The sequence below is a fragment of the Companilactobacillus sp. FL22-1 genome, assembly GCF_043951805.1.
GTDB lineage: Bacteria > Bacillota > Bacilli > Lactobacillales > Lactobacillaceae > Companilactobacillus.
In genome coordinates, this window is record NZ_JBINJY010000001.1 from 88,093 (window position 1) to 106,569 (window position 18,477).

The following is an 18,477-nucleotide window of genomic DNA, read 5'->3' on the forward strand; positions in this document are numbered from 1 at the left end:
AAATAAGCAACTCGAAATATTTTACCATAAAAAATCTGGGTGGGATATAGTAAGTTTACTGTTTTACAAATGGACTCTTTTTTGGGAGTGCAGTTATTTTGGTTCACTGCCGTCATCCGCTCCAGTTCTGGGGGATATGGAACGTGGTGGGCCGACTTGGAGCCCCTCAGCAAGCTGACGGTCTTCAAGCTCGACCGTTTACTAAATTGGCAAAAACCGCCAATTAAGTAAAATTTCACCACTGATATCCCCCAGAACTTCCGCTCCTGACTAGGGCTACTGCATATTTGATTTGTTAGTGATATGTATAGGAATCCTACGTTCCTTATTTAGCTTGGTAGGAGTGGAAGCTGGAAAACCTTGGTGCTTAAGAGCAAAAGATAAAAGACAAGACAAAAAATGTATTGAACTGACATATTCATATCAATTCAATACATTTTTTTAATTTCTATTAAAAGTATCAGTTCTATTTGTTTTTAAGCCTTTAAATCTTTAAGACCTTAAGCATTTAAGCTTTTGACCTTTATCTTTAGCTTTTGAACTTGTTCACTTAAGGGATATCCAAACATGTTTTAACACCCCAGGCTGTAGTGAGAGCTCTGAGAGCCGAACGCAAGCCGGCAGTGAACTATCAAATCAAATCTTCTTAGGCGTCTTTCAAGTTAAACTCTTTCCAACCAAACAGCACAACTAGCACGATTCCTAATATACTTAATCCAAGAATAGCAGCAATGTTGTGCATATAATTGGAACCTCCTAAGTACAAATCACCAACGATCGTTACAACGATAGCTGTCAAAATTCCAGTCCATTGTAAAGGTGTGAATGCAGATCCGGTTGTACTGCGGTTTTCACGGCGTGTGACGTAAGGTAAAATAGCGCCCAAACCGATCAAGACGATTATGGCAACGAAGTTGATTGCTAATTCATACCACCATGTACCTGAATTGAACTTAACATCTTGTGGTCCAATTCCGAAGATGGTTGCAACTGCAGTGACAATTAAACACCACCAACCAACAGAAAGCGCTAATTTATCATTTTTAATGTAGACATAATCTGATGGATATTTTTGACTATCCATTCTGATCTTAATAAAGGCAAAGAAGATCCAGCAAGTAACACCGGGGGAAATAATTCCATTTAAGTTTAAGAGCCAGTTGAAGATATCATTCATACTTGGTAAGAAGACACCTAATAACATAATGAAAGCACTCAAACCACAAGTTAAAATATACCCATTAACTGGTAAACCATTAGCATTTTTCTTGCTCAAAACTTTTGGCATGTACTTTGCACCAGTATCAGAAATCAACATTCTGGTCATGGCATCTAGTAACACCGCCAATAGTGCTGCGAGATAGAATACTTCGGTCCATGCGAAGATGTACATCAAAGTATTACCCATATGATACTGTCTTCCCAAGGCTTGGAAGGCATAGTATGAACCATTCATTTTTAAATCATTTGGCACGTGGAAGCCATCAAAGAAGACACCCAAGGCAAATGATCCAAAAATTGTTAAGAAAGCAGTCATCACAGCCAACATAATCATGGCTTTAGGAAATTCCCGCTTTGGATGACGCATTTTAGTAACGAATGGAGCAATCAATTCCGCACCATTAACGGCATAGATCAAGAGTCCAATCGTCGTTAAGTAATGTAAATCGAATTTAGGAATAATTGTGTGAATATTCATTGGTTGTGTAGCAATATGACCACCGTTAGCGAGACCGGCAATCGTCATAATAACGAATAAGACCGTCATACCAAACATTGCTGCCCCACCGATAGTACTCAAAACTTCCAAAGAATGTTTGAAACGTGATTGAACAACAATAAAGACTAAGAATGTTACTAAGGTCCAAAAAGTAAACCAACCATTAGACATTTGATCTTGTAAATGCTCGTTCCCGTAGTAGACCCAACCAAGTCCAACAACGATTGAATTCGCCGTATCAACAACGTAAGGAATCGAGGCAGCCCAGTATGTCCAAGCGGTAAAGTAGCCTAAGAATTCGCCACTAGTTCCACGAACCCAAGAAGTCAATCCGCCCCCCTCATGATTAAAGACTGACCCTAATTGACCCACCATTAACGAATAAGGAATGACATATAAAAATAACATGATAATCCAGGATGTAATAACTCCCATACCTTGATTTTGAAAGTTATAAGTTAAATCATCAAAACCGATAACGGTAACAAAATCCATCAGAGCTAATACAGGCCAGCTAATATAGCTTTTTTTTGGTTCTAAATCGTCCATAATAGTTCCCCTTATAAAAACTTTTAACTACAGACGTAAATTTTACAACTTATTGTGTTATTTACCTATAGTTGAAAACGATTTCTTGTCATTTTTTATTCAATCCCGTCCGCTTCAAGGGTGACAGACAATAGCCGATCTGCCAATTTCGATAATTTTGTAATATCAAAATCTTTTTGACGCATAGCTGTGTGTAAAACGCCGACCATCCCCCAACAACAGTAATTCAAGATATATTGGGCATTTTCCGGATGCACAAAAGGAATCACAGTTTTACCGTGAATAACCGTTAACTGAATTAACTTCTGCATCAATTCTGAATCAGGATTACGACACAAAACTCCAATCATTTTTTGATTCTCACCAATATAATCCATAACATTTTTGAAAAAGGCCGCTCCAATCACAGTTTGATCATCTGGAATTTCAAATTCGGTCAACGTTTGAGAAAAGTGTTCCATCACATAATCCTCGGTCTTATGCAAAAGATCATAGATATCAGTGTAATGTAGATAAAAAGTTCGGCGATTGATATCGGCTTTATCAGCCAAAGTTTGAATAGTTATCTGATCAATTGGCATTTGGGCCATTAAATCAATGAAGTTGTCCCGGATTAATTTTTGAGTGCGTCTCGTTCGACGATCGTTTTCATTCATAATCTTCCTCATTTCACTGCACAAAGAACTCATTTATGTGTATTAAAACACAAAAATGAGTTCTTTGTTTATTGTTCCTAATACTCCTCCATTTTAAGATAGAAAGCATCAAGGAGGTAGAAATATCATGTTTTTAACACTGAAAGAATTTCGTCATGACAAACTCAAATTTAGCGCATTGGGATTAATTATCTTTTTAATCGTCTTTTTGGTGCTCTTCATTACCGGACTTGCAAATGGTTTGGCCAATGACAGTGGCTCGGCGATCAAAGAAACTTCCGCTGAGACATTCATTTTGCAGAAAGGTTCCCAAGCTCGTTTGAACCGCTCTAAATTATCCGACTCTGATTGGAATAAATTCAAAACTCAAGCAGCTGCTAAATTGACTGTTAATCAAACAACGATTCAACATCAAAAGCAGGCTAATAAGAAAACTGACATCGCTTATTTCACCATCAATGCCAACAGTTTTTTAGCTCCCAAAATCGTCAGTGGCCACAAGTTGACCAACGACGATAATAAAAAGGTGGTCGTTAGCGAAAAATTAAAAACTTCTGGCTACAAATTAGGTGATAAGTTTAAAGATTCCGCCAGTGGCAAGACTTTTACTATTGCTGGATTCACCAATAATAAAGCCTATTCCCACACACCTGTCATTTATTTGAATCAAAAGCAGTCTCAAACCATCATTCCACAAATGACTGGTTTTAATGCTATTGCTTTGAAAAAACAACTGCAAAAAAAATCTGGCTATCAAGTCATTAGTAAAAAAGCTCTAATCAATGCCATCCCAGGCTATTCAGCTGAACAAGGGTCGCTTTATTTAATGATTGGTTTCTTGTATATAATTTCCCTCTTCGTATTGGCCGTTTTCTTCTACATCATCAATCTTCAAAAATTACGCGACTTTGGAACGCTTAAAGCTCTTGGTACTACAACTAACTATTTAGTTAAACACGTAATTTCGGAAATGGGACTACTTTCCTTAGTGGCAATTTTAATTTCATTTGGTGTGACTTTTGCGCTGAGTTCAGTAATGCCAGCTTCGATGCCATTTAGTATCAGTTCAACGGTTGTTTTAGGAACGGGTGCGATCTTTTTATTGATAACCTTGATCAGCGCTAGTCTCTCGTTACTCAAAGTCATCAAAGTTGATCCTATTAAGGCAATTGGAGGTAACAATTAATGTCAAACGTTTTAGAATTAAAGCATATCATCAAAAATTATCCTGACGGACAACAAATCAATGAAGTTTTAAAAGACGTTTCTTTTCAAGTAAAACAAGGTGAATTTGCGGCGATCGTCGGTCCTAGTGGTGCTGGCAAAAGTACCCTTTTGACGATTATGGGTGCGCTCTTGACCCCATCTTCTGGGACAATTTCTCTAAACGGTCAAGATATCAGCCACTTATCTCAAGCAAAACAGACTAAATTACGGTTAAATCAAATTGGGTTTATCTTCCAAAATGCTGATTTGATTCCATATTTAAAAATATCCGACCAATTGAAATTCATTCAAAAAATCTCTTCCAAAGAACCGAGTGATGCGAATACCCTGCTTAAAAGTTTGGGTCTTGAACAGCGCTTGGATAGTTATCCGAATGTTTTATCCGGTGGTGAAAAACAACGAGTTGCCATTGCCCGAGCCTTTATCAACCGGCCTGATTTGATTTTAGCTGACGAGCCTACCGCCAGTTTAGATTCGCAACGTGGACATGAAGTCGTCCAATTGATCCAACAGACCGTTCATCAGGAAAACAAGGCAGCCGTTATGGTGACACATGATGAGAGAGTCCTCGATCTTGTCGACTCGATTTGGCAAATTGAAGATGGCAAACTAAAAAAGATGAGCTAAGCAGCCCATCTTTTTTGATGTCTATTGATCAATATCGTCAATTCCCAAGGTAACGTTATCTTTTTCATTATCGACGGCCTTAATTGCGGCAGCAACAACTACTTTAACTGGCAAACTACGGTGGGGCTCTTTACTATCAGCTCGATCGTCATCCGAAAGCATACTTGCTGGTCTCATCAAAACTGATCTGAAACTACGCTTCTTCAAATTCTCTTCAGCATCACGTTTTGTACTTATATAGCGCTCATTAGCACCAGGAATATCGTCAACTGAGATATAAACGAAGACCGGAACCTTATACTCTTCAGCGGCATCAGCCACGTTTAAAGCACTTTGATAATTGACTTTTTCATAAGTTAAATTTTCATTAGGTTGTTCTTTATATTCACCAATCGTATCGACAACTACATCAGCATCTTTTAAATACTGGCTCCAAAATCCTGGTGTCAATGCATTACCAACCTTCCAGTCTACTTTGTCATACCAAGATTCGTTGCCCAATGGTTCACCAGTTCTTGAAACACTAGTTACTTGATCGCCTTTATCGATAAATTGTTTAGCAAACTCTCCGCCAACAAAACCATTTGCTCCAAAAATTACTACTTTTCTTGCCATAAATACTACTCCTCCTATTTTGCAAATTCTGTAAAAGCCTCATCAATAAAGTGATACTCAGTATTACTCAATTCAATATCCAAGGCCTTAATATTTTGATCAACTTGTTCCGACTTTCTAGCACCAGGGATGACGATAGAAATATCAGAATTCTTCATATACCAAGCCAACGCCACTTGGGTAACAGTTGCTTCGTGTTTATCGGCAACTCGGCGAATCTTTTCAATTGCCGCCAAAATATCGCTGAACTGTGCCTGATTAAACTTCTTACTGAATTTCTTCGCATCATCCGCACTGTATTTCCCAGTCAATAAGCCCGACGCTAGTGGAAAGTACGGTATAAAAGAAATATGATTCTTACGTAAATACGGGAACAAGGTACTTTCGGCATCCCGATGTACCAGGCTGTAATTGTCTTCGACCAGATCAACTAACCCGTCTTGGTTAGCTTCTTTAATTTGGTCTAAAGAAAAGTTAGAAACGCCAATAGCCTTGATCTTACCAGCTTCTTTGAGCTCATTTAATGCCCCGATAGCTTCACTCTTCGGTGTTTTCTCATCTGGAAAATGAATGATAAAAATATCGATGTAATCCGTCTTGAGCCGTTTTAAGGATTCATCGACGGCTGACTTGAGAAATTGAGGGTCATTATTGATTTTAAAATCATTGTTCGCATCTTGTGCTGCTTTGGTAGCGATGACGATTTTACTGCGGTCATATCCTTGCATCACATCGCCGATAATTTCTTCTGAACGACCATAGCCATACGCAAAAGCTGTATCTAAGGTGTTCAATCCATGATCTAGGGCTTCTTTGACGACCTTGTAGCCATCTTCATCCTTGACGTCATACAGATTGCTGCCGCCAACTTTATTCGTTCCTAATCCCATTTTTTTACTAGTAACATCTGTATTGCCAATTTTAATTAAATCCGCCATAAAATTTGGACCTCCTAGTTAAAAATCAGATCATTCTGAAACCGTTACCCATATAATAGCTCATTTAAATCAAAAAAAATAAGATTATGCACATTGGCATAATCTTATTAATAATTAATCTTCAGAAGGAGCTTCTGTTTCTTGACGTTTCTCTTCCAGTGAATTCCGAACAGCCGCCTCAGCTTCACGACGTTTTTGAGCTAGTTCGCTGTGTTCAATTTTATCTTTAACAATTGCCATTTCGTCCACTTCTACATGGCCTTCAGGATTATCACGTCTAAAGATATCCATAACTTTGTAAGCAATCTTTTCGCCCATCAAAGTGATCAATGAACCGAGTAAGATGATCACGATTCCGACGATTGTATTAGCTGTCATAGCTTCGCCTAAAACAAGTAGAGCTAAGACAGGTGCTAAAGCTGGTTTAACTAGAAAAATCAGGGAAGCTTGTAAGATCCCGACTTTTTCCATGGAAACGAAGTACAAACCAAAAGCTACTCCGGTAACTAAAACGGAAATATATAAGATCAAAGGCAGTGTCTGTAAAGAAATACCTTTGAAAAATGGAATATTGACGAATTCCGAATAGTTGCTTGGTAGTTTTTGAGCAATTGGCAAGTGACTCAAGCCCATCAAAATCCCTAACTCACCTGAACCAAATAGGAAAGCTAAGCAAGTCATTGAAAGTCCGTTTAAACCGAGCTTTCCACCATAGACCCGAGACATAACGCCATAAACTCCAAAAATGATAGATGACAATAAACCTAAGAAGATACCCATGGCACCCGAAAGATGCAAGGGATTGATGATTACTAATAAACCGATCAAAGTCAAAATCAAAGCTAAAACATTTGTCCGAGATAATTTTTCTCTCAGGAAGATAAAACCAATAATCAACCCAAAGATTGGATTAGCACTCAACATAATAGCGATGACTGATGCCTTCGACATACCGATTGAGATTTGATACAAGGTCATAGAGACAACTACGATCACAAAACCGGTCAAAGCAATTTTCAACCAGCCTGCTTTATCGATTTGAATCTGATTTTTCTTTAAGTAAAGAATCGTAAATGGCAATAGTGCCAAGCCACCGATCAAGAAACGAATAAAGTTCAACTCGATTGGATTGAACTGTCCTCCGGCAATTTTCAACGCAATCTCCATTGAGCTGAATAAGAACGTTGGTATCAATATATAAAGAAAACTCTTAAAATTCAAAACTTAATTTCATCCCCAATTTTTTTGTAAGTGAATACTTTAAGTCTACTCTCATTTTAATGATGTAAAAAATGAAAATGTTTTCAAAATAAAAAATCTCGAAATCTTTCGACTTCGAGATTTTTTATTTCTGATTGATCTTGCTCTTACTATAACCCTTGCCAGCCGTTAAATCGTACTGGATCAATTGATAGTCATGTAACAATTGTCGCTGTTTGGTTGTCAGATCTTTGGCATAAACTTGTTTACCAGATTGATCAACATATAAGTTTTCATCCTGACCGACACTATTTTTCGCCATGGCTGGTAGCTTCTTTTGAACTTCAGTTAGCAGTGCATAATAAGGTGTTACCTTCTGTTGCATCTGTTCCAAAGCCAACGGAATAAACCCATTGGGATCGGTAACTTTAGTCTTGCTAGTTAACTTCTTAGTACCGTATCCATGATCGATCGCATATTTATTACTATAAATAAAATAATCGGTCTCATGCTGGACAACATTATATTTTTTCATAGAATTCTTGGCATAGAGCCCTGGCAAATGATCACCGTACCAAACAACCGTGATAGGCTTTTTGATTTCATCTAGTTGTTCTAAGAATGATTGGGTCGAATCGTCGGTATAGTGTAGTCCTTGAGCATATTGTGGTACTTGCAAGGGAATCTCGGCCGCTTTGCCGTTCAAAATCTTATATTGCTTGCCCGGATAAAGCACATTGTAAGGCATATGATTTTGCATCGTAACTAAGCTAATGAACTGCCCCTTTTGGGTTTGATTAACTTGCCAAAGCGTATCTTTATAGGAGGACTCATCACTAATAAAAGTGCTGCTACCGATTTTGTCAGTGTATCTCAAAGCCAGTTTACCGGTAGTGTTTAGATTCCTGAAAGTTTGGAAGCCAAATTTAGGATAGACGGTCTGCCGATCATAAAAATTACCATAATAAGGGTGAATCGCAGCAGAATTATTGAAACTGTTAACGATATTGACGGGGTGGTCTTGCTTAGGAACAAGTTGCGTATAAGGCGATTGCAGTGATTTAGAAAATTGATTATAAGCTAAGCCGGTGAAAGTCATATATTCCATATTAGCTGTTCCGCCACCATAGCCCGAACTCAACATCAAACCTGAAGTATTCTCCTGTTTGATTTTCATAATCTTTGGGGCAGCTTCCTCATTGAGTTTGATATTTGGCACTCGACTGGGGTCAGAAAAACTTTCGCTCAAAACAAAGATTAAAGTTTGCTTGTCCAGATTATTGTTAGGACGAGTTTCATTGATATGGGTTGCGACTTTTTGATATTTGGTCACCAGTTTATCCATGGTCTCTTTGCTATAACCACTAGGCTGATCCATGATATCCACATGCATATTACCCAAAAAAGTTAAGAGCGGACCGTTAGTCGTAGCTGTCATACCAATATTAGGAGTGAAATTAGAATAACCAAGCTTTAGCATTGCCTTACTCATAAGAGAATCTTCATCATTGACGTTGTAAAAACTCAAAACGCTTAAACAAGCTAAAGTCAAAAAGATGATTCTAGTTAACGGCTTGAAGCGTAGCATCTCTTGTGAAAAGATTTTTTCTAAAATAATACTGATCGTTATAACTAAGACTATCTCCACTACAGCGACGATTAAAACTTTGCGGCTGACCATCGAAAGCAGTTCCTTAGTATTGGACAACAATAACAAGTCACTAGGCAAAACTGGCTCCGAACGATAAGTCACTTTGATGCGGTTACCAATGATATAAATAGTGAACAAAATATAATATAGAGCGGTCGAATAAAAGAAACGATTGAATAAAGCATAAAATCCCAGATATAGCAATCCTAATATCAATACCGTCAAAAGATAGGTTGCGATATTAGTCTTGAACAAGATAGCGTCAGTATTTTGGAATGACCCTGTTTGCGAATAGTTTAATAAATATCCGACCACAAAAGCCGACACAACAATGAAAACCAATTGCAGAATATAAGTAATAAAAGATTTTTTCCTATGCATAATAAACACCCTTAATTATTGAATCATAATACATATCTTAACCTTTTTTGACCGTTACTTATAATTAAAAATAAAAAAAATGCAAATCTCCCAAAAGGAAATTTACATTAATTAATCATTTTATTTATTGATGATATTCTTCGTAAAGTTCTGACCAGCGGTGAGATCATATTGAACTAGCTGATAATCGTGTAATAATTTCTTCTGTTTAGTCGTTAAACTATCTTCCGAAACTTCCTTACTGTCTTGATTAACATACAAGGAATTACTGCTCTCAACACTATTTTTCGCCATGGCTGGTAATTCTTTTTGTACTTTAGTCAACAATGCATAATATGGTGTTACCTTTTGATCCATCTGTTCCAAGGCTAATGGAATAAAACCATTAGGATCTGTCACAGCGGTAGCATCAGTCAACTTAGTCGTTCCCTGACCATGTTCGCGGGCATACTTATTACTGTAGATAAAATAATCAGTTTGATGTTCCGCAACATCATACTTATACATATCATCGTTATCATAAATGCCTGGTAAATGGTCACCATACCAGACTACCGTTATAGGCTTTTGAATATTATCTAGTTTGGCCAAAAAGTCCTTTGTAGCGGTATCAGTCAAACTGACACCTTTAGTATAGTTATTGACCTGACTTCGACTGCTGTCCGTTACACCAGAGCCAGTACTTTTAAACTCGTTGTTCGAGTACTTATTTTCATAAGGCATGTGATTTTGCATCGTTACAAGATTGATAAACTGGCCGCCAGATGTTTGATCAATTTGCCACAAGGTATCGTTATACGCCGACTCATCGCTGATATACTCCATCCCTGGAATCGTATTCGTATACTTCAGTGCAAGCTTACCCTTGGTATCAAGATTTCTAAAAGTATTGATCCCAAAAGTTTGATAAACCGAGTTACGGTTATAGAAATTACCATGATAAAGATGGATCGCAGCACTAGTTTTAAAACTATTAGAAATATTGATTGGTGAATCTTGCTTATTCACAACTTGAGTATAAGGAGATTGCAAGGTATCTGAGAAGAGATTCATAGCTAATCCGGTCATTGCCATATATTCCATATTGGCTGTCCCGCCACCATAGCCCGAACTCATCATCAGACCAGAAGTATTATTCTCCTTGATACTTCGGATGTTAGGCATAGGATCTTGGTTCAACTTAATATTAGGCACCCGTGTGGGATCGGAAAAGCTTTCACTCAAAACAAAAATCAAAGTTTGCTTGCTCAAATTATTGTTAGCACGCTTCTTATTGATCTTCTTAGCCTCAGCTTGATATTCCTTAACAATCTTCAACATATTTTGTTTATTATAGCCGCTAGGTTGATCCATAATATCGACGTACATATTCCCCAAAAAGGTTAACATCGGACCGTTACTATTAGCAGAACGGTTGATATTTGAATCCAGATTAGTGTAGCCCGCGGCCATTAAAGTTTTATAGGTCAAAGAATTAGTATCACTGGCGGTATAAAAAATCCCGATACTAAAAGCAGTCAAAGCAATGAAGATCATCCTTAACCAAGGTTTGAACTTCAACATAAATTTCCCAAATTTCAATTCCAAAAGAATTGATAACGATGCTATAACGATAAGCGCCACAACGACTATTCCAATAGCCTTAGGCGTCACCATTGCCAAAAGACTCTTAACGTTTTTTAACATCGACAAATCACTTGGTAAAATTGGTTCAGAACGATAAGTCACTTTTAAGCGATCAGCGACGGCATAAATCATAAAAAACAAGTAATAAATGGCCGAAGCATAGAAAAATCGATTGAACAGACCATATAACCCCAAATAAATTACGAACAAAATCAATACTGTCAGTAAATAAGTATTTAAATTACTACCGAACACAATTTGCGTCGTAAAGATAAAATCATTCGTCTGCGCATAATTCAATACTACCCCGATGAAAAAAGAAGACGCCAGCATAAAGAAAATCTGCAAGCATCCTATCACTATATTTCTTTTAATATGCATTTACACAACATCCTCATTAATAATTCTTATATATATTCTAAACCAAGTTTTTTTTATATCTAGTCTAATTTTGCAGAATGAGACATTGTGCTGAAATTAATCATTACTGATAATATCGTTCAGGTAAACTATCAAGGAATTCATCTCGTTTTTGATCGGTGGTTGTATTAACCTCACCAAAATGAATCCAATCAACCTTTTGAGGATCGATTCCTAAATCTTTTAAAGTACGTCCAATAAAGACCGCTTGAATCGGATCACCACACTCTTTTTCTAAATATGACTTAGTAACAGTTGAAGTCGTTATCACCGTTACACGATCAATATAAGTCAGTAGCCCTTTCCACCCGTTATCTTCGTTATATGCAAAATCCTTAAGCATCGTTTTATCAAAAAAGCCCTTCAACATGCTAGGCATCCCCTGCCACCAAATAGGAAAAATGAAAATTAATTCATCTGATCTTGCAATCCGTCTTTGGTAGCGGCGCACTAATTCATCATCTGTTTTACCAGAGCTATAAAGTTTCATCTCGGCCTCAGTCAAGGTCGGATTAAACTTATCTGCATAAGGATTGATTACTTCAAACTCCTCGTCATTCTTCGAGAACGAGAATGTTAAGCGATTAAGAATTTCATGATTAAAACTGCCAGCGTATGGATGCGTATAGATAATAGTCTTCATTTTTTAACCTCCTCACTTTTCTCCATACATAGCAGTATAATCTGTTTGAACAAACTTTTGATTTCAATAACGTAAGATTTTTTTTATTAAAAATGAATCACTGATTTCTTTACTAAACTAACTGGTATCACTAAAAAAACCTTGATAAGTCAGGATTAACTTATCAAGGTTTCACATCTAAAAAATTAATTGTCATTAAATTTACCAGAGATCGACATAGTTGGTTGAATATTGATAAAAGCATCCGGATCAATATCCATTACTACTTTTTTGGCAAAGAACAACTGATACTTCGTCAGAACAGTGGTAATTGAACCAATCTCTTCACCTGAATAGGCTCCTCTTAAATGATAATCAAGGGTTAAGCCACGATTGAGCGTTTTGAGCAATTCTTTTGAAATCTCATCGATCTTGTGGGAATAAATCGTAACGGTGATCTTTTGTTGTTGAATGTACATCTTATCAATTACCCAATTGGTAATATAAATGGAAATAATTGTGTAGAGTGCCAAACTCCAGCCAAAAGCAAATCCTGCAATTATAATAATAATGGCATTAATGGCAAAACTGACTTGTCCCACGGAACGGCCAGTACTCTTTTGAACGATTAAAGCAATGATATCCGTCCCGCCAGTGGAAAATCCGTAACGGAAGCACAAGCCGATTCCCGCACCAGACAAGATTCCTCCAAAGACAGCCGATAATATCGGATCTTTGGTGAGGGGATACAGTGGAATGAGCAGAATACAAATTGCTGCTGAAACAAATGAAATAATTGATAGAATGGTAAATTTTTTACCCAATTTGAACCATGCTAATAAAATCAAAGGCAAGTTTAGCAATGTGTACCAGAGATAGACTGGCGTATTTATATTAGCAAATCCATGTAACAAGTTGACAATTAACTGTGACGCCCCTGTAACGCCACTAGTGTAGAGTTTAGCTGGCTGCAGTAATAATTGAATACCTAAGGCCGAAGTTACCCCATAAAATAAGGCCGCTAATATACTCTTATAATAATCCTTCACAAATGTCATAAAAATCCCCTCCTTATTCTGTTTAATTTTGAATACGTTTCACAAGAATTATAGCAAACAAACTTAGTTTAAAAACCGTTTAAGCATATTATTGTGGACAAGTTTTATTGTATTTTATAATGACTTTAATGACTGGAGGCAATATGATGCAAAAAATTGGTTTTATTGGTACTGGTGTAATGGGTAGCGGTATTATAAATAACTTACTAAAAGCCCACTATGAAGTTGATATTTATACAAGGACTAAGTCCAAAGCTGATCCTCTGATTGCTAAGGGAGCTCATTGGTTCTCAACCCCTAAAGCAGTCGCAAAAGATGCCGAGATTATCTTCACCATGGTTGGCTTCCCTCAAGATGTTGAGGATGTCTATTTTAAAGATGATGGAATTTTTGCTGGGGTTAGTGCTGGTGATGTTATCGTTGATATGACCACAAGTACTCCCACTTTGGCTAAAAAGATTGGTGAAAAAGCTGAAACTGCCGGTGTCGAATGCCTTGATGCCCCTGTTTCTGGCGGTGACGTTGGCGCTCGTGATGGCAATTTAACAATCATGGTCGGAGGTTCGAAAAAAGCCTTTGAGCAACTGCAAAATATCTTTGAGATCATCGGTAAGACAAATCATTACTTCGGTCCCTACGGAGCCGGTCAACACGCAAAAATGGCTAATCAAATCATGATTGCTGGTACTATGACAGGTTTAACAGAAATGTTCGTATATGCAAAGGCCGCAGGTCTCGATTTACAATCTGTCTTAGAAACTGTCGAAGGTGGTGGCGGCGATAATTGGAGTTTGGAAAATTATGGTCCCCGCATTCTTAAAGGAGATTTTGAGCCTGGTTTTTATTCAAAACACTTCCTCAAAGACTTGCGAATCGCTCTAGACGAGAGTGAAAAAATGCACTTGGATCTGCCAATGACCAAACAGGCCAAAGCGCTTTACGAAAAATTAGTTGATGACAAACAGCTTGGTAACGATGGTACTCAAGCCCTCGTGAAATTATGGTGGTAAAAAGTTTTTAATTCTAACTCTAACGCACAGTCTCGGAAGAAAATAGACTGTCTTGCAAAGCAAAATCTCAGTGAACTAACCGCCTTTAATGGTTACATTCACTGAGATTTTTTTGATCCATAGCATAATTAATTTTTTCATTCCTAATTTTTTAAATTCAGTAATCGATTCATCAATTGAAAATGATGCATTAACGACAATTTTTTGACCGTCCCTAAGCCGGGAAACTTATCCACCTGTTGATAACTCAATAATTCTTGTAACGCAGGAGTTTGGTTGAGACCAGAGATATTTTCAGCTGACCAATCGACTAATTTTGCTAAAGCTTCTTGAAATTTCTGTTTTTGCCCACCCATCGTCTGATTACTATCGGAAACAAAATGATGAATTCTTAGATCGCCTTTACTTGTCACATAAATTACATGCAAGGTGATTGCCCGAGCTGGCATTCCTTTGTCAAAATAAATATGCCCGACCATTGAATAATCGCTATAATCAGTAAAATTGTCAACTTGTTGATACCAATATGCTGGTTCAAAGAATTCATCCGTTAAGATGTCATAATCTTCAACATGTTTAATCGAAGTCAACGGATCACTCAAGAGAGCCGCCTTTTTGGGAACCAGTCGATGCATTCGCGCCTCATCAGGAATAAAAACACGTTTAACGGTCTGCAAAACTCTGGTATTTTGGTAAGCTTTCAACATTTCAAAGTTATTCGCGATGAGAAGGGCTGATTGCTGGCGGTTATGTTTTAAAAAGTCCCCACTAAAATCGGCCGCTAAAATTGCGCTGGGGTAATAAAAATCTAAATCAGTCAATTCAGGCAACGGGAAAAGCTTAGTATCATTCAAGCCATAGACACTCACTTGCGGATTAGCTATCACACTAAATGGTTGTTGATGTTCAATGAAAGTTTGAACCGTCTGTTGCAATTCTTTGGAATCCCGCACAGGCTCAATAATGGGAACTATTTGAGAACCTAATTGATCTGCTTCACAAAGCTCTTTTAAGGCTAATAAATCGTACATCCGGCCACGAAGATAAGGAAAATAGGTCATAACTTATCCTCCAAATCAGGTTGCTGTGATTCTTGTATTTGTAACTTCAAAGTTTGGAGTTCTTCGTTTCTGGCGTCTAATTCTTCCTGTAACGCCGTTATAGCTTGATCTTTTAATTCATCATTGAAGCGATCATAAAAATTATGGTCAGGATGGTAAATATCGTAGCCAATCTTACTGCGCTTTTGTAGTTCTTTGTACAATTTATCATCTGAATATAACTGCAACCCTTTTTCTACCCGTTTAGCTTTATCCACTTCCCGAAACAGCGAGGCCACAAAGTGACTAGTTAACTGCTTTTCATCGACTTGCAAGTCTTGATATTGAGCTTTTTTGGCCACGGTTAAAAAACCGGGAGCTCGTAAAGTTTGAGGTGTCGCTTCAAGTGCCTTTTTATCAAACGGCCGATAAATCAATACGCCAATGTGAGCAGGAATCTCTGCTGCTACTTCGGTGTATAACTTCTGTGGTAAAACGAAGTAATTGTAATTTCCAATAAAAGACAATTTAGCCTTAGAGTGAAAATCATTTTTGGTAACCTTGAGTTCATAGCAACGCCACTCGATTTGGTCATCTGACAATTGTTGATAACTTAAAGTATCCACGATTCCCTTTTTGTCTGGCATTGAGACTTCTTCGACCACATAAGCTCCTTGTTCGTAACAATATTGATAGAGCGTACTCTCGAGATTCTTAGTCAATTTTGTTTTCATGGCTCTGCTCCTTCCAAAAGTTATCAACTGCTCCTCTTAATTGAGGCAACGAACTGACCCGACGATAGTTCTGCCAGTGATTGGGGAAAAGTTTTGTGTATCGAAAACTCGCAAAGCGCTGATCCAATAACAAGACGACTCCCACATCATGACTGCCGCGAATCAAACGTCCGGCTGCTTGCAAAACATTATTCATCCCCGGCATTTGATAGGCATACTCAAAACCTTGGCCGTTTTTTTGATCATAGTAGTTTTTAATCAAATTATTCTCAGCACTCAATCCCGGCAAACCAACGCTGACGATTGCCACACCGCTCAAGCGGTCTTTTCGCAGATCGATTCCTTCCGAGAAAATTCCTCCCAGTACGCAAAAAGCCAACATTGTCTGCGTAGGATTTTCGACGAACTGAGCTAAAAATTGTTGCCGGGCAGCGTTATCCATCTCGTTAGCTTGAACTATCGTCTTTATTTGTGGATAGCGAGTTTCAAAAGCGGTCTGAATTTGTTTCAAATAGCTGTAAGAAGGAAAGAAGCACAAGTAATTACCAAGTTTACCATCAAGCATTTGCTTGAGACTTTCCACAATACTATCCTGACTGAACGGACGCTGCTTATAAGTCGTTTGAATATACTGGGTGATCAAAATCTCCTGATTTTCAATGGGGAATGGCGATGGCAATCGGTAAGCTAGACTGTTATCAATCCCACCTAAAACACTCTGATAATAATCCATTGGCGATAAGGTTGCTGAAAACAAGACCGCACCCAGACCTAAATTAAGCGATTCATCTATAAAATGACTAGGATCTAAGCAAAGCTGTTTAACTATGAGATGCTTGTCCTCTATAACGATTCTAGTCTTATAGCTGTCGTTATATAACGCTCCAATCTTAACAAAGGTTAGAGCTTCAAAAAAATAGTCTTTCACATCGTCTAAAAATGCCGAATTTTTTTGTTCCGCCATCCAATCACTAACAAAATCATCAAACTTACCGAGCGCCTTTAGTAGTTCTAAAGGTGCATCACTTGAGATTTGCTCTTCCTTATCAAGTTCTTTGAGCGATCGTTTGATCTGATTAAAAACTCGGCGAACCTTTTTTAACTGCTTTTGAAAATCAGCACTTGCCTTCGTTTCAATAGCTTTGGCCTGCTTTAATAATTTAGCAATTGCTTGATCACTGATCGTGGCCGAATACATATCCCGCGAACGACTCACTAAATTGTGAACTTCATCGATCAAGAAAAAGTTGTCCGTATCTTTTTCCACAAAGAAACGTTGCAAGTAAACCAGTGGATCAAATAAGTAGTTGTAATCACAAATAATCAAGTCGCAAAACAAAGAAGCATCTAAGGAAAATTCAAATGGATCAACCATATGTTTTCGTGCGTATCTTTCAACCACCGAACGTGTAATAGCATCTTCATTCGTCAACAAGTCTGCCAAAGCCGGTTTCAAGCGGTCATAATAGCCTACCATATAAGGATTTTCTTCCGGTGGAACGTCGATTTCTTCAGGAAAACGAATTTTATCTTTGGCCGTCAAAGTCATACTTTTGATTTTTAATCCGTGATTGGCCATTAAAGTAACCGTCTCTTCAGCCACATGGCGCGTACTTTGCTTAGCAGTTAAATAAAACAGTCGTTGAATCTTCTCTTCGCCCATAGCCTTAATTGCTGGAAAAAGGGTTGAAATCGTCTTACCAGTACCAGTCGGTGCTTCCACAAATAATCTTTTTTTGAGCACGATAGTTTTATACACGGCCGCCGCTAATTCATGTTGGCCAGTTCGAAATTTTGGAAAAGGAAACGCCAATTGTTTGATAGATTCATTGCGCGTTTTTCGTAACTTTGCTCTAAGAACTAACCAATATTCGTACTCGTCGATCAATTCTTGAAAAAATTTCGTCAAGCTAGCCCGATTCAATACTTGATCATTAGTCGTTACGGCTTCGTTATTCACTTGAAAATAAGTCAGACGCAAGGTAACTTCATCAAATTCTGGATGGTCTTGTAAGATGATATAACCATAAACTTTGACCTGAGCCCAATACAATTCTAGGGTGTTATCGCTTAAATCTTCATAAGCTTGCTCTGAAGTTTTGATTTCTTCAATCGTTATTTTGTCAGCTTGGGCAGTGATGCCATCGGCTCTACCAGAGATCAGGTATTGCGTATCATTCATAGTAACAGCCGTCTTTAAATAAACTTCACTTTGATAATTTACGTCTTTTGAACGCAACTTTTGGAGATGACGATGGATTCGGGCTCCATTTTGCGCCGTGTTCTGACTGTTCTTAACCTCAATGAGGTCTCCGCTACGCAGAACGAATTCTACCAATTGACGAATTCCAATCTTAGTCGTCATGACTTACCTCCCAAATTACTAAGTTACATTGTAAAACA

The 18,477-nt window shown here is 37.8% G+C and carries 15 protein-coding genes; 3 read left to right on the forward strand and 12 right to left on the reverse strand.

Annotated elements, in window-relative coordinates:
- Positions 1 to 646: 646 nt before the first annotated feature.
- The gene (locus ACG72T_RS00400) at positions 647 to 2,269 is read right to left on the reverse strand and encodes an APC family permease (protein WP_395263962.1); all 1,623 of its coding nucleotides are present in this window, start codon (positions 2,267 to 2,269) and stop codon (positions 647 to 649) included.
- Positions 2,270 to 2,364: 95 nt separating this feature from the next.
- Entirely contained in the window at positions 2,365 to 2,925 is a 561-nt protein-coding gene (locus ACG72T_RS00405; protein ID WP_395263963.1) for a TetR/AcrR family transcriptional regulator, read from the reverse strand.
- A 127-nt stretch (positions 2,926 to 3,052) separates the two neighbouring features.
- Between ACG72T_RS00405 and ACG72T_RS00410 the strand changes: the two genes are divergently transcribed.
- Positions 3,053 to 4,111: an ABC transporter permease gene (locus tag ACG72T_RS00410; protein WP_395263964.1), complete on the forward strand. Its 1,059-nt coding sequence runs from the start codon at positions 3,053 to 3,055 to the stop codon at positions 4,109 to 4,111.
- Positions 4,111 to 4,779: an ABC transporter ATP-binding protein gene (locus ACG72T_RS00415; protein ID WP_395263965.1), complete on the forward strand. Its 669-nt coding sequence runs from the start codon at positions 4,111 to 4,113 to the stop codon at positions 4,777 to 4,779. Before ACG72T_RS00410 ends, ACG72T_RS00415 begins: the two co-directional genes overlap by 1 nt.
- A 21-nt stretch (positions 4,780 to 4,800) precedes the next feature.
- Here ACG72T_RS00415 and ACG72T_RS00420 read toward each other — a convergent pair whose 3' ends face one another.
- The 7 genes from ACG72T_RS00420 to ACG72T_RS00450 form a co-directional block, all read right to left on the reverse strand.
- Positions 4,801 to 5,394, reverse strand: coding sequence for an NAD-dependent epimerase/dehydratase family protein (locus ACG72T_RS00420; protein WP_395263966.1), 594 nt, complete (start codon positions 5,392 to 5,394; stop codon positions 4,801 to 4,803).
- A 14-nt stretch (positions 5,395 to 5,408) separates the two neighbouring features.
- Positions 5,409 to 6,332, reverse strand: a complete 924-nt coding sequence (locus ACG72T_RS00425; RefSeq protein WP_395263967.1) for an aldo/keto reductase — start codon at positions 6,330 to 6,332, stop codon at positions 5,409 to 5,411.
- A gap of 114 nt (positions 6,333 to 6,446) precedes the next feature.
- Positions 6,447 to 7,553 carry a DMT family transporter gene (locus ACG72T_RS00430; protein WP_395263968.1) on the reverse strand — a complete coding sequence of 369 codons (1,107 nt, stop codon included), beginning with the start codon at positions 7,551 to 7,553 and terminating at the stop codon, positions 6,447 to 6,449.
- 124 nt (positions 7,554 to 7,677) lie between these two features.
- Positions 7,678 to 9,564 carry an LTA synthase family protein gene (locus ACG72T_RS00435; RefSeq protein ID WP_395263969.1) on the reverse strand — a complete coding sequence of 629 codons (1,887 nt, stop codon included), beginning with the start codon at positions 9,562 to 9,564 and terminating at the stop codon, positions 7,678 to 7,680.
- Positions 9,565 to 9,684: 120 nt separating this feature from the next.
- Entirely contained in the window at positions 9,685 to 11,571 is a 1,887-nt protein-coding gene (locus ACG72T_RS00440; RefSeq protein WP_395263970.1) for an LTA synthase family protein, read from the reverse strand.
- Between the two features lie 103 nt (positions 11,572 to 11,674).
- Entirely contained in the window at positions 11,675 to 12,253 is a 579-nt protein-coding gene (locus ACG72T_RS00445) for an NAD(P)H-dependent oxidoreductase (RefSeq protein ID WP_395263971.1), read from the reverse strand.
- Positions 12,254 to 12,438: 185 nt separating this feature from the next.
- Positions 12,439 to 13,290 carry a YitT family protein gene (locus ACG72T_RS00450; RefSeq protein ID WP_395263972.1) on the reverse strand — a complete coding sequence of 284 codons (852 nt, stop codon included), beginning with the start codon at positions 13,288 to 13,290 and terminating at the stop codon, positions 12,439 to 12,441.
- A 146-nt stretch (positions 13,291 to 13,436) separates the two neighbouring features.
- On the opposite strand from ACG72T_RS00450, the gene ACG72T_RS00455 reads away from it, so the two are divergent.
- Positions 13,437 to 14,300, forward strand: a complete 864-nt coding sequence (locus tag ACG72T_RS00455) for an NAD(P)-dependent oxidoreductase (protein WP_395264165.1) — start codon at positions 13,437 to 13,439, stop codon at positions 14,298 to 14,300.
- A 143-nt stretch (positions 14,301 to 14,443) separates the two neighbouring features.
- Here ACG72T_RS00455 and ACG72T_RS00460 read toward each other — a convergent pair whose 3' ends face one another.
- The 3 genes from ACG72T_RS00460 to ACG72T_RS00470 are packed head-to-tail and all read right to left on the reverse strand — an operon-like array spanning position 14,444 to position 18,439.
- Positions 14,444 to 15,361, reverse strand: a complete 918-nt coding sequence (locus ACG72T_RS00460) for a sce7725 family protein (protein ID WP_395263973.1) — start codon at positions 15,359 to 15,361, stop codon at positions 14,444 to 14,446.
- Positions 15,358 to 16,074: a hypothetical protein gene (locus ACG72T_RS00465; RefSeq protein WP_395263974.1), complete on the reverse strand. Its 717-nt coding sequence runs from the start codon at positions 16,072 to 16,074 to the stop codon at positions 15,358 to 15,360. The genes ACG72T_RS00460 and ACG72T_RS00465 overlap by 4 nt, the downstream gene beginning before the upstream one ends.
- Entirely contained in the window at positions 16,055 to 18,439 is a 2,385-nt protein-coding gene (locus tag ACG72T_RS00470; RefSeq protein WP_395263975.1) for an ATP-dependent DNA helicase, read from the reverse strand. The genes ACG72T_RS00465 and ACG72T_RS00470 overlap by 20 nt, the downstream gene beginning before the upstream one ends.
- Positions 18,440 to 18,477: the final 38 nt, after the last annotated feature.

Bases quoted from the DNA above. Each gene is read 5' to 3' on its own strand.
- ACG72T_RS00400 (WP_395263962.1), bottom strand. From the start codon at position 2,269: ATGGACGATTTAGAACCAAAAAAAAGCTATATTAGCTGGCCTGTATTA.
- ACG72T_RS00405 (WP_395263963.1), bottom strand. From the start codon at position 2,925: ATGAATGAAAACGATCGTCGAACGAGACGCACTCAAAAATTAATCCGG.
- ACG72T_RS00410 (WP_395263964.1), top strand. From the start codon at position 3,053: ATGTTTTTAACACTGAAAGAATTTCGTCATGACAAACTCAAATTTAGC.
- ACG72T_RS00415 (WP_395263965.1), top strand. From the start codon at position 4,111: ATGTCAAACGTTTTAGAATTAAAGCATATCATCAAAAATTATCCTGAC.
- ACG72T_RS00420 (WP_395263966.1), bottom strand. From the start codon at position 5,394: ATGGCAAGAAAAGTAGTAATTTTTGGAGCAAATGGTTTTGTTGGCGGA.
- ACG72T_RS00425 (WP_395263967.1), bottom strand. From the start codon at position 6,332: ATGGCGGATTTAATTAAAATTGGCAATACAGATGTTACTAGTAAAAAA.
- ACG72T_RS00435 (WP_395263969.1), bottom strand. From the start codon at position 9,564: ATGCATAGGAAAAAATCTTTTATTACTTATATTCTGCAATTGGTTTTC.
- ACG72T_RS00440 (WP_395263970.1), bottom strand. From the start codon at position 11,571: ATGCATATTAAAAGAAATATAGTGATAGGATGCTTGCAGATTTTCTTT.
- ACG72T_RS00445 (WP_395263971.1), bottom strand. From the start codon at position 12,253: ATGAAGACTATTATCTATACGCATCCATACGCTGGCAGTTTTAATCAT.
- ACG72T_RS00450 (WP_395263972.1), bottom strand. From the start codon at position 13,290: ATGACATTTGTGAAGGATTATTATAAGAGTATATTAGCGGCCTTATTT.
- ACG72T_RS00455 (WP_395264165.1), top strand. From the start codon at position 13,437: ATGCAAAAAATTGGTTTTATTGGTACTGGTGTAATGGGTAGCGGTATT.
- ACG72T_RS00460 (WP_395263973.1), bottom strand. From the start codon at position 15,361: ATGACCTATTTTCCTTATCTTCGTGGCCGGATGTACGATTTATTAGCC.
- ACG72T_RS00465 (WP_395263974.1), bottom strand. From the start codon at position 16,074: ATGAAAACAAAATTGACTAAGAATCTCGAGAGTACGCTCTATCAATAT.
- ACG72T_RS00470 (WP_395263975.1), bottom strand. From the start codon at position 18,439: ATGACGACTAAGATTGGAATTCGTCAATTGGTAGAATTCGTTCTGCGT.